The following is a 13,820-nucleotide window of genomic DNA, read 5'->3' on the forward strand; positions in this document are numbered from 1 at the left end:
CGCGGCGGGCCGCGCGCGGTTTCCCGCGCAGGATCACCGAGTACGACGTGATTGCCGCGCTCTGCACCCCCGCGCCCTGCACCCTCAGCGACGCGGCCCAGCCGTCCTCGACCGGCAGAGCGGAATCAGCGCACGTCCACGCACTCCGGGACGCCGGCCGGTGCCGCCGACGAGGCGACGATGCGGGAGGTCCGGTCCGAGCGGTGCAGCCGGAAGGCGATGAAGGTGGTGAGGACGGCCACCGCCGCCAGGGCCGCGCCGGTCCAGGCCACCGACTTGTAGCCCCAGCCCGCGGAGATCGTCAGGCCGCCCAGCCAGGGGCCGAGGGTGTTGCCGATGTTGAAGGCGGCGGTGGTGGTCGCACCGGCCAGGGTCGGTGCGGCGTTCGCCACGTTGAACATCCGGGCGTTGAGCGCCGGCGCGGTGGTGAACGCCGTGACGCCCAGCATCAGCGAGAGCGCGATGGCGGCGACCGGACTCTGCGCGGTCAGCGCGAGGACGGCCAGGACGACCGTGGAGGAGGCGATACCGGCGAACAGCGTCCCGAACAGATGCGCGTCGGCGATCCGGCCGCCGACGAACGTACCGATCAGCGCGCCGACGCCGAAGAGCGCGAGCACCGTCGGCACCCAGCTCTCGGCGAGCCCGGCGGTCTCCGTCAGCAGCGGCGACAGGTAGGAGAACAGGGCGAAGACGGCCGCGCCGTTCATCGCGGTGGCGGTCAGCGCGAGCCAGACCTGCTTGTCCTGGTAGATGCGCAGTTCGCGGCGGAGCTGGGGGCGGTCGTCGCCGGTCGGCACGGCCGTTCGCGGCACCAGCGCGATCACCCCGACCAGGCCGACCACGGCCATACCCGCCACCGCCCAGAACGCCGACCGCCAGCCCGCGTGCTGGCCGAGCAGCGCACCGGCCGGGACGCCCGCGATGTTCGCGATGCTCAGCCCGCCGACCATCACCGCCATCGCACGGGCCCGCGCGGTCACCGGCACCAGCGATACGGCGACCGCCGCGCCGACCGCCCAGAACCCGGCGCAGGCCAGTGCACTGATCACCCGCGAGGCGAACAGCACCCCGTACGAAGGCGCCAGCGCGCCCGCTATCTGGCCGAGGCCGAAGACGGCGAGCAGCGCGATCAGGGTCGTACGGCGGGGCAGCCGCAGCGTGGCGGCGGCCAGTACGGGGGCGCCGACCACCATGCCGATCGCGAACGCCGAGACCAGCAGACCGGCCTGCGGAATGGAGACCCCCAGATCGCGGGCGAGGGGCTGGAGGATGCCGGAGAGCATGAATTCGCTCGTACCGAGCGCGAAAACGGACAGGCCGAGGACGTACACGGCGACGGGCATACGAGTGCGTTCGGATGGTGCAGGCATGTCAGCAAGGAACAGCGGGCCGGACCACGGCATTCCAGGTCAGGGGCGTCGCGGCGAGTGATGTACGCCATGGGCCCCCGGCCCGGGACGGTCGCGGGACGGGCCGCGGGCGGTGCGGCCGGGAGCCGGTGCGGCGCGCCGTCCGTGGCCTGGTGGCTCAGCCGTTGAGCAGGTCCAGTTCGGTGGCGAGGTTGCGGCGCGCGGTGTGCTCCCACCGGTCACGGCCCAGCGGGGTCCGGAACAGCTGCGGCAGGGCCAGGAGTTGGCGCAGTACGGCGGCCCGGCCCGCGGTGAAGTCGGGATCGGGCACGAACGCGTACTCCGCGCGGACCGCGGCGGCGTAGGCCGCGTACCGCTCGGGCGAACCGGCGAGCACGGCGAGGTCGGCATCGCACAGCACCTCGCCGTCCCGGTCGTCGGGCGCCGGGTCGTGGCTGACGGTGAGCCGCACCAGCCGGGCGACCTCGGCGGTCCGGGCCGCGCCGACGCCCAGCTCGGGCAGGGCGCGCTCGGCCAGGGCGGCGCTGCGCTCCTCGTTCTCGGAGCGGTCCGGGCGGTAGACCGCGTCGTGGAACCAGGCCGCCAACTGGACGGCGGCCAGATCGTCCGCGTACTCGGCGAGTTCGTCGACGCGGTCGAGGACCGCGGTCAGATGCTCCACCGTGTGGTAGCGGCGCTGCGGTTCGTTCCACCGGGCCAGGAGGTTGGCGGCGTACGGGGCGGGGTCGGCGCCCTCGGGGCCGCGGGCCGCGGCCACGGTGGCGGCCCAGCGCCGGCGCAGGCCCGGTGCCGGGTCGGTGGGGTGCGCCGTCGGGGACACGGGAGTCATACGGGCCATTGTGCCCCGGACGGATCATTACGCCCCGGAACGGACCCGGGGAAGGGACGGTCCGGGGCGGGGGCGGCCGACGGGGCGGCGGGTGTCAGGTCTTCGGCTCGTCCCGGCACGACAGGGCGTCGATCGTCTCGACCCGCGGCTTGTAGTCGGTCTCCCAGGTGGTGTCCGCCTTCGGGATCGACGGCAGGGACGTCGAGAAGTCGTGGCTCCAGGAATTGCTGGTCACGTACTTCCGCAGGGCGTCGCGCAGCCGCAGGCAGTCCTTGCGGTGGCCCTTGGCCATGGCGATGCCGTACTGGTTGGCGGAACCGAGAGTAATGCCGGGGATGACCTCGAAGTCCGGGTTCTCCTGGGTGATGCCGTAAAGGATCATCTGGTCGGTGGAGACCGCGTCGGCCTCTTTGTTCCGCAGGGCGCTGATGCAACTGGCGGCGTCTTCGCGCTCGTTGACGGCGATCCGCTGGTCGCCCTGTTTGTCCAGGGTGATCTTGGAGGTCGTCCCGGGCCAGGTGCAGACCCGCTTGCCGAAGAGGTCCTCGTATCTGTGCACCCGATTGCCCTTCGTGCGGACCATGACGCCCTGGAAGGTGGCGGCGTACGGCCCCGCGAAGTCCAGCTCCTTCATCCGGTCGGTGGTGATCGAGAACGTCGCGGCGACCAGGTCCTTCTTCTTGTCGGTGAGCACCGTCGTACGGTCCTCGGACGGGACGATCCCGAAGTCCGGCTCGACGCCCACCTCGCCCAGGATCTGCTGGGTGACGCTGATGTCGAAGCCGGAGAACTTGTACTTGTGCACCACCCCGGTGCCCGGCTGGTCGTTCTTCGCGCCGACCGAGACCCTGCCGTCCTTGAAGAGCGAGGCCGGTTCGGAGGAACCGCAGGCGGTCGCGGTCAGCGCGGCGACGGTGAGCACCACCGGGGCCAGGAGGGTGCGGTGCAGCGGGCGCCGGCGAGGCGGGCGTGACGGCCGCGGTGACCGGGCGGGGTGCGCCGGGTGCTCCTGATGTGCTGAGCGCTCCGGGTGCGCTGGACGTGCTGGATGTGCTGGGTGCTCCTGGCGATCCTCCGCCGTCGGCTTCATGGGCGTCCCCGTTCTCGTTCTCGTTCTCGTGCGCCAGGTGTCGTGCGTCGGGTTTCAGTCGTCGTGCGTCAGGTGTCGTGCAGGACCGCGCGCGCCGTCCGGACGTCCATCCGGCAGCCATGGGCGGTGTGCAGGGCCAGGTGGATCTCCACGCTGCTCGTCCGCGCGCCGAGGGTGAAGTCGACGGTGCCGCCGGGCCTGAGGTCCGTCTCCTGGGCCTCGACGCCCGAGACGAGCAGCGCGACGGTGGCCGAGGTGTCCTGGACGCAGGTCGGACCGGCCGGGTCGTGGTCCGTGAGGGCCAGCGTCAGCCGCAGCGCGTCGCGCGACTCCTTGAGGGCGGGTTCGCCGAGGCGCAGGGTGAGCGCGTTGTGCGGGCCGCCGTCCAGCGGCTGCCGGCCCTCCAGGCGCAGCTGTCCGGTCACATCGATCTCGCGGTGCGCGACGGCGTCCTGGAACGCCAGCCAGCCGCCCACGGTGGAGAGCACGGAGACCAGGGAGAGGGCGGCGATGACCGAGGTGTGGCGGGGCTTGCGGATGAGTACGCGGATGACGGCCGTGGCGAGGGCCACTCCGGCCAGGGAGCCCCACCCGGCGAACCCGCCGACCGGTCCGGCCGGCCGCAGGCTCGCGGCGGTCACCAGGGCGGCGCAGGCCAGCAGCAGCGGCAGCCAGCGGGCGCTCGGGTGCAGCACCCACTTGATGATCACGTTCTTGATGTCGTTGGCGGCGATGGAGTGGTCGCCGTGCGTGGTCGGGCTGTTGTGGGTCTCGCCGCCGCCCGCGGGGCGGGTCATACGCCGTCCTGGGCGGGCCCACCGCCCATGTTGATGTTTCCGTGGATCTCGCCGGCGGCGATGGAGCCCTGGCCGTACGCGGTCGGCGTGTTGTGCACGATCCGGATGTCCGTGGCGGAGGCCAGCCGCGAGACGTGATCCACCAGGTGGGCGGCGTCGCGGCGGTCGGCGGGGCCCGCCAGCCAGGCGGTCACCGCGGCGGACAGCAGCCGCCGCTCCTCGTCGTCGAGGCGGGTGAGCAGCTGGTCGAGGGCGTCGGCGCGGCGTACGTCGAGGAGTGGCTGCGCGGCGCCGCCGCCGAGTTCCGTACCGTCGGGCCCGGTGGCCTCGTCGGGTGCGCCGCGGTGCAGCAGCCGGCGGAAGAAGCCCTCGCCCGCCGTCACGGCGTGGTCGGCGATCCGCTCCTGGGCGGCGGTGATCACAGAGGCGCCGAGGCTGTTCGCCGCCAGCGCGAGATATGGAGCGATTTCGGCGGACACGGTCGCCAGGTCGGACATTTCGGCTCTCTCCCCGTTCGCGGGTCGCGGTGAAATACCACAACACCCTTACCGGAAAGGCGTGTTACCCGCCCGGGTGGCAAACCACACCCGTTCTTCCGTGGGGTTTGGCGACGCGGGAGGCGGGGGGACAGGGGTGGCGTGCCGAGGCGGTAGGGGTGGTTTCCGGCCGCGTACGGCATCGTTATGGCCCACGAATTGCTGACCAGCCCTTACGCTGGATATTGGACTAGACCTGTTGTCTGCTCGGCCTCGCGTCTCGTCTCGGTTCTATTCGTTTCGGTCGTCGTCGAAGGATTGGGGTCACATGAGCAAGCACGCACTCCTGGAGGTGATCGCGCTCGGTCCGCAGGACGCGATCGCCGCACAGGCCGGCGGAGCCGACCGCCTGGAACTGGTCACCGATATGGCGGCCGACGGGCTCACCCCGCCGCGGGCCGCCTTCGCGGCGATCCGGGCGGCCGTCGATATTCCGCTGCGGGTGATGCTGCGGGCCGCCGACGGCTTCGCGGCGGGCGATGTGGCGGCGCTGTGCGAGGACGCCGCGGCACTGCGGGCGGAGGGCGCCGACGAGTTCGTCCTCGGCTTCCTGACGCCCGACGGGCGGCCCGACCTGGACGCCGTACGGGCGCTGGCCGAGGTGATCGACGGCTGCCGCTGGACCTTCCACCGGGCCATCGACCGGGCCGCCGACCGGGACGCGCTGCGCAAGGAACTGGCTGTGTTCACCGGGGCCGCCGGGGTCGCCGGGCCCGGCGACCCGTCCGGTCCGGGCGGTCTCGACACCTACCTGACGGCCGGTGCCGTGGCGGGGGTCGATACGGGGCTGCCGACCCTGCTGGCCGAACAGGCCCGCACGGCGGCCGGTGAACCCGGGTACGCGCCGCGGATCCTGGTCGGCGGTGGGCTCACCCTCGGACAGCTGCCGACGCTGCGCGCGGCCGGCCTCGACGCGTTCCACATCGGCGGCGCGGCCCGCCCGGCCGGCTGGTCCGCTCCGGTGGACGCGGCGGCGGTACGGGAGTGGCGGGAGGCGCTGGACGGGGCGGTGGACGGAGCGGTGGCCGTGGGATAGGCCCGGCCGCCAGGGTGCGGGGGCCGCCGCGGTGGGGCGGCCCTCCTCATCTAGGATTCGGCTGCGGCCGGCGGGGCGTCGGCGGCCGCGCTGCGCCGCCCGTCACCAGGGGCGCGCAGGGGTTCCGCGGATCGACGATGGTGTGAATCCGAGGCGGATCGGGCGTTCATCGCCTGCTTGCCCGTAGCGGGTTTCCTGTCCGAGTGATCGCATGTGAGGGTCGTCGCCAAGCCCGTATTGATCAGGGGAGAGGCGAGGTGCCGGCCCGTGCTGAAAGAGACAGTCTTCCGGAGCGAGGAACTGCCTGCGGCGGATCGGTTCGAGGTCTGGCGCGAGCTCATCGGCCATACCCACGCACCCGTAGAAGTCGCCAGCGAATTTTCGGCAGAATATGATGCGCATTATCGCGTGCTGGAGCTCGGTGCGATTCGTGTATGGCCGGTGACCTGCCATCCGTTGCAGTTCCAGCGGACGGCGAAGCTGATCCGTCAATCCGATCCCGAGCAGTATCACCTCGCGCTTCCGCTGTCGGGCGTCAACCGGATGTCCTGGGATGACCAGAAATCCGAGTTCAACTCCTACGAATTGCACCTCTGTGACAGTTCGCGGATTTTCGAGCTGAACATGAACGCCGTCAATGATCACGGGTACTTCGCAGGGATGGGGGTTGATGTTCCCAAGGCGTTAATGCCGTTGTCGGCAGACCGGATGGACCGGCTGTTCGGACAGGGAATATCAGGGCGTGCGGGAATCGGTGGGCTCATGACCCAGTTCCTGCTCCAAATCGTCGAGAACAGCGCGTCGTACGAGCCTTCCGACGGGCCCCGTCTGGAGACGGTGCTGATAGATCTGCTCGCCGCGGTGTTCGCCCGTGCCCTCGATGACGACAGCGCCTGCCCGCCCGAATCGCATCAGCGTACTCTGACCCTGCGCATCAAGGCATTCATCCAACAGCACCTGCACGACCCCCAGTTGACCCCGCGCAACATCGCTGCCGCACACCACATCTCCGTCAGCTATCTGCACCGCCTCTTCCAGCAGGAAGGCGGCACGGTAGCCGGCAGGGTCCGCCACCAACGCCTGGAACGCGCCCGTCGCGATCTCGCCGACCCTGCCCAGCGGGCCATCCCGATCCACACCATCGCCGCCCGCTGGGGCTTCCCCCGCGCAGCCGACTTCAGCCGCGCCTTTCGCACCGCCTACGGCGTCCCGCCCCGGGACTACCGGCACCACGCCGTGCGGACAGCCGGCCGCGTCAACCAGTAGACGCATTGCGAAGCGGGAGTGGTCTCTGTGCTAATGACCCGGAGCGGTTTGCCGCGCATCATGGGAATGCGTTTTTGGAGCATTGGCCGGCCCAGAGGGGGTAATCGTGAGCCACAGGCGCGCCACTCTCATCCGACTGTGCAGGGAAGCGGTATTCCATGAGGGGGTTCATGGACGGTGCGACAAGTTATTACCGGACGTCGCAAAGCTATATGCGTGATGCGCCTGAACGGCCAGGGAAGCGCACCCCGGAGGGGTGGTGCGGGGCCACTTGCGGCGGGGACACGGGGGTGCTCCGCGGCATGGCCTCGCCCGTTACCGGTCACCTGGCGCCTGCCGAGTCCGTAACGCCCGCTGTGCCCGTGACACCCGTGGCGTCCGTAACGCCTGTGGTGCTCGGCGCGGTCGATGCCGCCGCCGTCCGGCCGGCCGGACGCCGGCGGGTCGTAACGGCGGACAGGGTGAGCGCGACGAGGGCCAGTGCGGCGGAGGCGAGCGGGAACCAGTGGGTGCCCAGGACGGTGATGGCCAGGCTGCCGGCGCCGCCGGCCGCGGCCATGCCCAGGTAGAGGGCGCTGCTGTTCAGTGAGATCAGCAGCGGTGCGGCGGGCGGGTCGAGGGAGACCAGGCGGTGCGGCAACGCGACCGAGACCGCCCAGCCCGCCAGCGGGGCGACGGCGGCGTAGACCAGCGCGCCCGGCATCGACCCGGAGAGCCAGGGAAGGGCGACGTAGACGGCCGCGACCACGGTGCTTCCGACGAGCAGTACGGTCCGTACGCCCAGCCGGTCCACGGCCCGGCCGCCCAGCCAGCTGCCGGCGACCGACGCGACGCCGGCGACCAGCAGGATCACGGTGAGCCGTCCCGCGTCGCCACCGGTCGCCGGGCGCATCGCCGTACCGAGATAGATGTAGACCAGGTTGAAGGCGAGCAGGAACACCAGGGTGGTGCTCGCGGCGCCCAGGGCGCGGCGGTCGCGCAGCGGGGCCAGCCGGGCGCGCAGACCGGGCGCGGCGGCCGGGGCCGGGAGGTCGCGCAGCAGCAGGGCGAGGCCGAGGAAGGCCGCGGCCCCGAGGGCGGCCACCAGCCACATGGTCAGCCGCCAGTCCGTACGCCCGATGTACGTGCCCAGGGGGACGCCGAGCGCGGTGGCCACCGTCATCCCGCCCAGGACCGTGGCGAGCGCCCGGCCGCGCCGCTCGGGCGGTACGAGGGTGGTGGCGACGGCGTTGGCGGTCGGGGTGTAGAGCGCGGCACCGGCCGCCGCTAGGACCCGGGTGGCCAGCAGGACCGGGTAGTTCTCGGCCACGGCGCTCAGGACGTTGGCCACGGTGAAGACGGTGAGCGCGGTCAGCAGCAGGCGGCGGCGCGGCCACCGGGCGGTGGCGGTGGCGAGGACCGGGGCGAGCAGCGCGTAGGAGAGGGCGAAGACGGTCACCATCTGGCCGGCCTCCTGGACGGAGACCTCCAGATCGCGGGCGACCAGGCCGAGAATTCCGGCCATCACCATGGAGTCGGTGCCCATGGCGAAGGCGCCGAGGGCCAGCAGGAGCAGCCGGAGCCGGGAGCGGGAACGCGGTTCGGAAGGCGGCTGGGGGTGGGGACGGGCATGCGGACGCACGGATGTTCCTCCCGGTACGCGCCGGACGGGCGCGACAGGTAAGTTTGATGTGCGTCAAACAATATGGACTGTTGGAAGGATGTCAAACGGTTCGGGGATCGGTGTGGCCGGTCCCGGGGCCGGTGCGGGAGCCCGTGCGGGCGGCGGTCCGGGAGTCGGTACGGTCGGTGGTGCGGCCGGCAGGACGGTCGGGACGGAGGCCGGGATGAACGACGCCGAGCCGCTGAAGCGGCCGGAAAACGAGATCGGCGACGGTGAGCTGCTGGAGCAGCCGGACGCCGCGGACATCGAGCTGGTGAAGGTGTTGCACGCGCTAGGCGACCCGACGCGGTTGCACCTCTTCCGGGTCTACGCGGACGGGGAGCGGTACAGCTGCTCCTCCGAGCGGCTGGGCGTCGGCCATCTGCACAAGTCGACGGTGTCGCACCATATGCGGATCATGCGCGAGGCCGGGATCACCGCCACCCGGGCCGTCGGGCGCAACCGCTACGTACGGCTGCGCCGCGCCGACCTCGACGCACGCTTTCCCGGCCTGGTGGAGACGCTCCTCAGGGCATACGAGGGGAACGCCCCTCAAGTCCCTTGAGGTTCAGGGGGCTTGAGGGGCGTAATGGCTCCGAGGGCCTCGGTAGGACGCGGGGGCTGGGGAGGACGCGGGGCCTGGGGGACGCGAGGGCCTGGGGGCGATGGCCCGCCCTCAGAGGAGGGCCGCCCCGGTCCCGTTCAGCTGCGCCGGCAGCGGGGCCGCGTGGATCACCATCAGGCCGGAGACGGGGCGGGTCAGGCTGACGTACAGCCGGCGCAACCCGGTGCGCTCGTCCGGTTCGCCGTCGACGATCGCCGCCGGCTCGTCCAGCACCACGTAGTCGTACTCCAGACCCTTGGCGAGCGTGGCGGGCACCAGCGTCAGCCGGGACTCGGCGGAGGTCTCCTCGCCGGGCGCCAGGCAGGTCACCCCGGTCGCCTCCAGGGCCGCGCGCAGCACCGGGACGCGGGCGTCGGCCGCGATCAGCCCGATCGACCCCTCCTTCGTCAGCGCCTCGTCGCAGGCCGCCAGGACGGCGGCGTCCAGATCGTCCGCCGCGACCGTACGGATCTCGAAGTCGCCCGCGGACTCGCGGATGGACGTGGCCTCCGTCAGATCGGGGGCGATGGCCGGCAGCAGCCGGGACGCGTACGCGATGACCTCGCGCGGCACCCGGAAGCCCTGGGTCAGCTCCTCGACGGCCGAACCCGGCTTGCCCAGATGGGCCAGCGCCTCCTCCCAGGTGTCGGTCGCCCACGGCGTCGTGCCCTGCGCGATATCGCCGAGGATCGTCGCCGAACCCGTCGTACAGCGGCGGCCCACCGCGCGGTACTGCATGGGGGAGAGGTCCTGCGCCTCGTCCAGGACCACATGCCCCAGCGAGTGCGTCCGCGTGATCAGATCCGTCGCCTCGTCGATCAGCACCGTGTCCGCGGCGGACCACTTGGCGCTCTTCGGGCTGCGGGCCGGTTTGGCCCACAGGATCGTCCGCTGCTCCTCGGGCGTCAGGATGTCCGCCGCCTGCTCGGCCAGGAACTCCGCGTCACCCAGCAGCCGCAGCACCAGCTTTGCCGGATCGACCGGCGGCCAGACCTCCTTGACCACGGCCTTCACGGCGGCGTTGCGGGCCACCGCGTCCTGCACCCGGTCGTCCGGCGCCTCGCCCGCCTGTTCCATCCGCACCAGTACGGCGTGCGCGATCCGCTGCGGCAGCGCCTCGCGCGCCGCCCCGTAGCGGATGTCGCGGTCCATCAACTCCCGTACGATCTCTTCCAGTTCATAGGCCGGGACGCGCCAGCGGCGGGAGCCGCGGACGACCATGCACGGCTCCACGGGCAGCGTGATGTGCGAGCGGACGGCCCGCCGCAGCACCTCGGCCATCCGCGCGTCACCCTTGACGGTCGCCGCGGCCGCGCCGTCCGTCCCGCGCACCTCGACATGCGCCACCAGGTCGTCGACCGTGGCCTGCTTGACCTCCAGCTCGCCCAGGGCCGGCAGCACCTGCTCGATGTAGTTCAGGAAGGAGCGGTTCGGGCCGATGACCAGGGTGCCGGAGCGGGCCAGCCGCTCCCGGTGCGCGTACAGCAGATACGCGACACGGTGCAGACCGACCGCCGTCTTCCCGGTGCCCGGCGCGCCCTGCACACAGACCGAGCCGCCGATCCCGGCGCGCACGATCTCGTCCTGCTCCGGCTGGATCGTCGCCACGATGTCCCGCATCGGGCCCACGCGCGGCCGCTCGATCTCCGACTGGAGCAGCCGGCTGGTCTGTGCGGCCTCCGCCGGATCGGTGAGGTGTTCGTCCTCGTACGCGGTCAGCTCGCCCGCCGTGTAGCCGAACCGGCGGCGCAGTTCGAGGTCCATCGGGTCCTTCTTGGAGGCCCGGTAGAACGGCTGGGAGACGGGTGCGCGCCAGTCGATGACCATGGGGTCGCCGCCGGCGTCGTGGACGTGCCGTCGCCCGATGTAGAAGTTCTCGCCCGTCCGCGGCCCGCCCGCGCCCTCGTCGGAGGCGCTGTCCGCCGCGCCCTTCGACGCGCCCTCGGCGAGACCGAGCCCCGGTGCGTGCAGGTAGTCGAGGCGGCCGAAGAAGAGCGGGGTGTGGGCGAGGTCGGCGAGGGCCTTGATCCGGGCGTCGATCTCGCCCTGGAGGACCTCGGCGTTGACCCAGTTCGCGGTGACGTCGGCGATGTTCAGCGCCTCGGCGTCCTCGCGCATGGCGCGCAGCGCGGCGCGGGAGGCGGCGAGGTGGGCGCGTTCGCGCTGGAGGGGGTCGGGGGCGGCGGGGCCGGCAGGGGGCGTTTCGGGCCGGTGGGCGGCCGGGCGGGGTACGTCGGGCCGGGGGCCGGCCGGCTGTGCGCCGCGGGTGGCGGGGGCGCCGCTCGGGTCGGTGGGGGGTGACGGGTGGGCGTGCGAGGGCACGGCGTTGCCTCCGGTGGGTGTCACACGGCGGGCGCGCGCCACGGAGAGCGGGCACGGCGGGCCGGTGGTCGGTGCGTAGGGCGGGTCGTCGGCGTGATGCGAAGGACCGGCCGGTTTCCGTCCGGTCGGCGGCACTCCTCGACGGGAGGCAGGGCAGACGCGCGATTGTAGTCAGCGGCTTTTCGGGGCGCCAACGAATATTTGGTGGTCGTGGCGATGTGGCGGCTGAAGTGGCTGCGGTGGCTGGAGCGGTTGTGGTGGCTGATGCGGTTGTGCTGGCTCTGGTGGTCGTGGTGCTCGTGGTGGTCGGGGTGTACTTGCGACGGATCCCTGAGGGGTGCCGTCCATCTCCCGTAGGGGATGGGTGGGCCCGCGGTCTGACTTCCGACCGATGCGGGATGGACCCGTGGGCCGATGTGCGGCGGTCACGTGAAAACCATCATGGAGTCATGAGCAGCGCAACGATTTCCTCCGCCATCGCACACCCGTCCTCCCTGCACCCGTCCTCCCTGCACCCGGCCAAGGGCGCCGCCGCCTTCGGCACCGACCCCGTCGCGGGCGCCGCCCCCGCGGACCGCCATGCCCTGGGAAACGCGTTCCGCGCGGTCGGAGTCTTCGCCGCGGCCGCGTTCGGCGTCCTGGTCATGGGCGAGTACGCGGACGATTGACGGCCGGATCCCGGATGGGAGGAGGGGGATGGACGGGCCCACCGGGGCGTCGCATATGTACCTGAACGCGTGCGCGCAGCGGCCGCGCTCGCCCAAACCATGCACAATCGCGCACAATCACACACAAGGAGTCGATCCCGAATAGACACCCGGGTGACCGGAATCCGTTACGGGCGGTCGGCCCCGATCCACTAGCGTCGCCGCAGAGAGCACGCTCAGGGCGACGAGGAGGGTCAGGAGATGTCTGCCGCCGACGGTAGGGGGACGTGGACGTGGAGGCAGACCAGGGCCCAGTGCCTCGCGAACCCACGCCGACTGGTGATAGCCGTCCTGCTGACCGTGGCATCGCTCGCCGGGGCGTGGGTGGTGTACACGTTCGTGAAGCTGCCGATGGCCGACATAGTCGTCTACCGCGCGGAGGGCGAGGCCGCCGCCACCGGCGGTGACCTGTACGGCTTCACCGTCACCAGATGGGCGCTGCCGGCCACCTACCCGCCGTTCGCCGCCCTGCTCTTCATCCCCACGACCTGGCTCTCGCTCGCCACGCTCAAAATCATCGGCGTCGTGGTCAACGCGGGGCTGCTCGCCCTGCTGATCCACCTCTCCTGCAAGGCCGCCGGAGTGCGCAGGTCCGCCTACACCGCGCCCGCCGTCCTCGGAGCCACCGCCCTCGGCGTCTGGCTCGAACCGGTCTTCCAGACCTTTGTCTTCGGCCAGGTCAACCTCGCCCTGGCCTGCCTGGTCCTGTGGGACCTCTCCCGCCCGGACGGTGCCCGCTTCAAGGGCCTCGCCACCGGCATAGCGGCCGGAATCAAGCTCACCCCCGCGATTTTCGCCGTCTATCTCCTCGTCACCGGCCGGGTGAAGGCCGCGCTCACCGCCCTCGCCGGGTTCGCCGGCTCGGTGCTGATCGGGCTCCTGGTGCTGCCCGGTGCGAGCGTCGAGTTCTGGACGCAGCGGATGTTCGAGACGGGCCGCGTCGGCAAGGCATGGATCGTCGACAACCAGTCCCTCCAGGGGCTGATGGCCCGAGTCCTGCACACCCCCGAGCCCGGCATCGTCTGGGCGGTCGCGGCGCTGCTCACCGCCGGGGCCGGGCTCTACGTCGCCCGGCGGGTCTACGTACGGCGCGGCCTGGACAACTGGGGCGTGCTCTGCACCGCCGTCACGGCCCTGCTCGTCTCGCCGATCAGCTGGTCCCACCACTGGGTCTGGTGCGTCCCGCTGATCGTCACGCTCGCCGCCCACGCCCGCGATGTCACCTGGCGCTGGGCGCTGGTCGGCGCGGTCACGCTGGTCTTCACCGCGCGCAGCCACTGGCTGGTCCCGCACGCCGGCGACCTCGACCTGCACCTGCCCTGGTGGCACCAGCCGTTCGCCGCGCCCTATCCGGTGCTCGGACTGGCCCTGCTGGCGGCGGTGGCCTGGTGGACGCGGTACGGCCCCGGCAGCCCCGGACAGCCGGGCCTGATCCCGCAGCCCCGCGCCGACCGGCCGCGACTGAGCACGGAGTCCCGGGCGGGCTGACCCCCGCCGGCCCCGGGCGGATGCCCTCCGCCGGAACGACGGCCCGCCCGGCGTCCGTGGGCTACGCAGCACGGGGCGCGCTCCTCGGGCGTGCCCGGCCCTCGGGCGTGCCCGGCCTCCCCAGACCTGC

12 protein-coding genes are annotated in these 13,820 nt (G+C 72.0%); 5 read left to right on the forward strand and 7 right to left on the reverse strand.

Going from position 1 to position 13,820, the window contains the following annotated elements:
* Positions 1-125: 125 nt before the first annotated feature.
* The 5 genes from IH09_RS22155 to IH09_RS22175 all read right to left on the reverse strand — a co-directional run bounded on the left by IH09_RS22155 (position 126) and on the right by IH09_RS22175 (position 4,586).
* On the reverse strand, positions 126-1,373 hold the full coding sequence (locus IH09_RS22155; protein ID WP_052859097.1) for a Cmx/CmrA family chloramphenicol efflux MFS transporter: 1,248 nt from the start codon (positions 1,371-1,373) through the stop codon (positions 126-128).
* A gap of 157 nt (positions 1,374-1,530) precedes the next feature.
* Complete coding sequence (locus tag IH09_RS22160) at positions 1,531-2,202, reverse strand: HD domain-containing protein (protein ID WP_094793062.1); 672 nt, start codon at positions 2,200-2,202, stop codon at positions 1,531-1,533.
* Positions 2,203-2,296: 94 nt separating this feature from the next.
* Positions 2,297-3,127, reverse strand: a complete 831-nt coding sequence (locus tag IH09_RS22165; protein WP_318279517.1) for a transporter substrate-binding domain-containing protein — start codon at positions 3,125-3,127, stop codon at positions 2,297-2,299.
* Positions 3,128-3,360: 233 nt separating this feature from the next.
* Entirely contained in the window at positions 3,361-4,089 is a 729-nt protein-coding gene (locus tag IH09_RS22170; protein WP_052859104.1) for a hypothetical protein, read from the reverse strand.
* On the reverse strand, positions 4,086-4,586 hold the full coding sequence (locus tag IH09_RS22175; protein ID WP_052859106.1) for a hypothetical protein: 501 nt from the start codon (positions 4,584-4,586) through the stop codon (positions 4,086-4,088). The genes IH09_RS22170 and IH09_RS22175 overlap by 4 nt, the downstream gene beginning before the upstream one ends.
* A gap of 307 nt (positions 4,587-4,893) precedes the next feature.
* Between IH09_RS22175 and IH09_RS22180 the strand changes: the two genes are divergently transcribed.
* Together IH09_RS22180 and IH09_RS22185 are read left to right on the forward strand one after the other, a co-directional pair.
* Positions 4,894-5,661 (forward strand): copper homeostasis protein CutC, encoded by a 768-nt coding sequence (locus IH09_RS22180; RefSeq protein WP_052859108.1) that lies wholly within the window; start codon positions 4,894-4,896, stop codon positions 5,659-5,661.
* Between the two features lie 267 nt (positions 5,662-5,928).
* Positions 5,929-6,927, forward strand: a complete 999-nt coding sequence (locus IH09_RS22185; RefSeq protein ID WP_052859200.1) for an AraC-like ligand-binding domain-containing protein — start codon at positions 5,929-5,931, stop codon at positions 6,925-6,927.
* A gap of 322 nt (positions 6,928-7,249) precedes the next feature.
* On the opposite strand, the gene IH09_RS22190 is transcribed toward IH09_RS22185, so the two are convergent.
* Positions 7,250-8,548, reverse strand: coding sequence for an MFS transporter (locus IH09_RS22190; RefSeq protein WP_244933851.1), 1,299 nt, complete (start codon positions 8,546-8,548; stop codon positions 7,250-7,252).
* A 205-nt stretch (positions 8,549-8,753) separates the two neighbouring features.
* Between IH09_RS22190 and IH09_RS22195 the strand changes: the two genes are divergently transcribed.
* On the forward strand, positions 8,754-9,134 hold the full coding sequence (locus tag IH09_RS22195; protein WP_094791356.1) for an ArsR/SmtB family transcription factor: 381 nt from the start codon (positions 8,754-8,756) through the stop codon (positions 9,132-9,134).
* A gap of 111 nt (positions 9,135-9,245) precedes the next feature.
* On the opposite strand, the gene IH09_RS22200 is transcribed toward IH09_RS22195, so the two are convergent.
* Positions 9,246-11,495 (reverse strand): HelD family protein, encoded by a 2,250-nt coding sequence (locus tag IH09_RS22200; RefSeq protein ID WP_052859219.1) that lies wholly within the window; start codon positions 11,493-11,495, stop codon positions 9,246-9,248.
* 449 nt (positions 11,496-11,944) lie between these two features.
* Between IH09_RS22200 and IH09_RS22205 the strand changes: the two genes are divergently transcribed.
* Positions 11,945-12,163 carry a hypothetical protein gene (locus IH09_RS22205; protein WP_110952501.1) on the forward strand — a complete coding sequence of 73 codons (219 nt, stop codon included), beginning with the start codon at positions 11,945-11,947 and terminating at the stop codon, positions 12,161-12,163.
* 240 nt (positions 12,164-12,403) lie between these two features.
* On the forward strand, positions 12,404-13,690 hold the full coding sequence (locus tag IH09_RS22210) for a glycosyltransferase 87 family protein (RefSeq protein WP_052859112.1): 1,287 nt from the start codon (positions 12,404-12,406) through the stop codon (positions 13,688-13,690).
* Positions 13,691-13,820: the final 130 nt, after the last annotated feature.

This window comes from Streptomyces celluloflavus (assembly GCA_000720995.1).
GTDB lineage: Bacteria > Actinomycetota > Actinomycetes > Streptomycetales > Streptomycetaceae > Streptomyces > Streptomyces celluloflavus.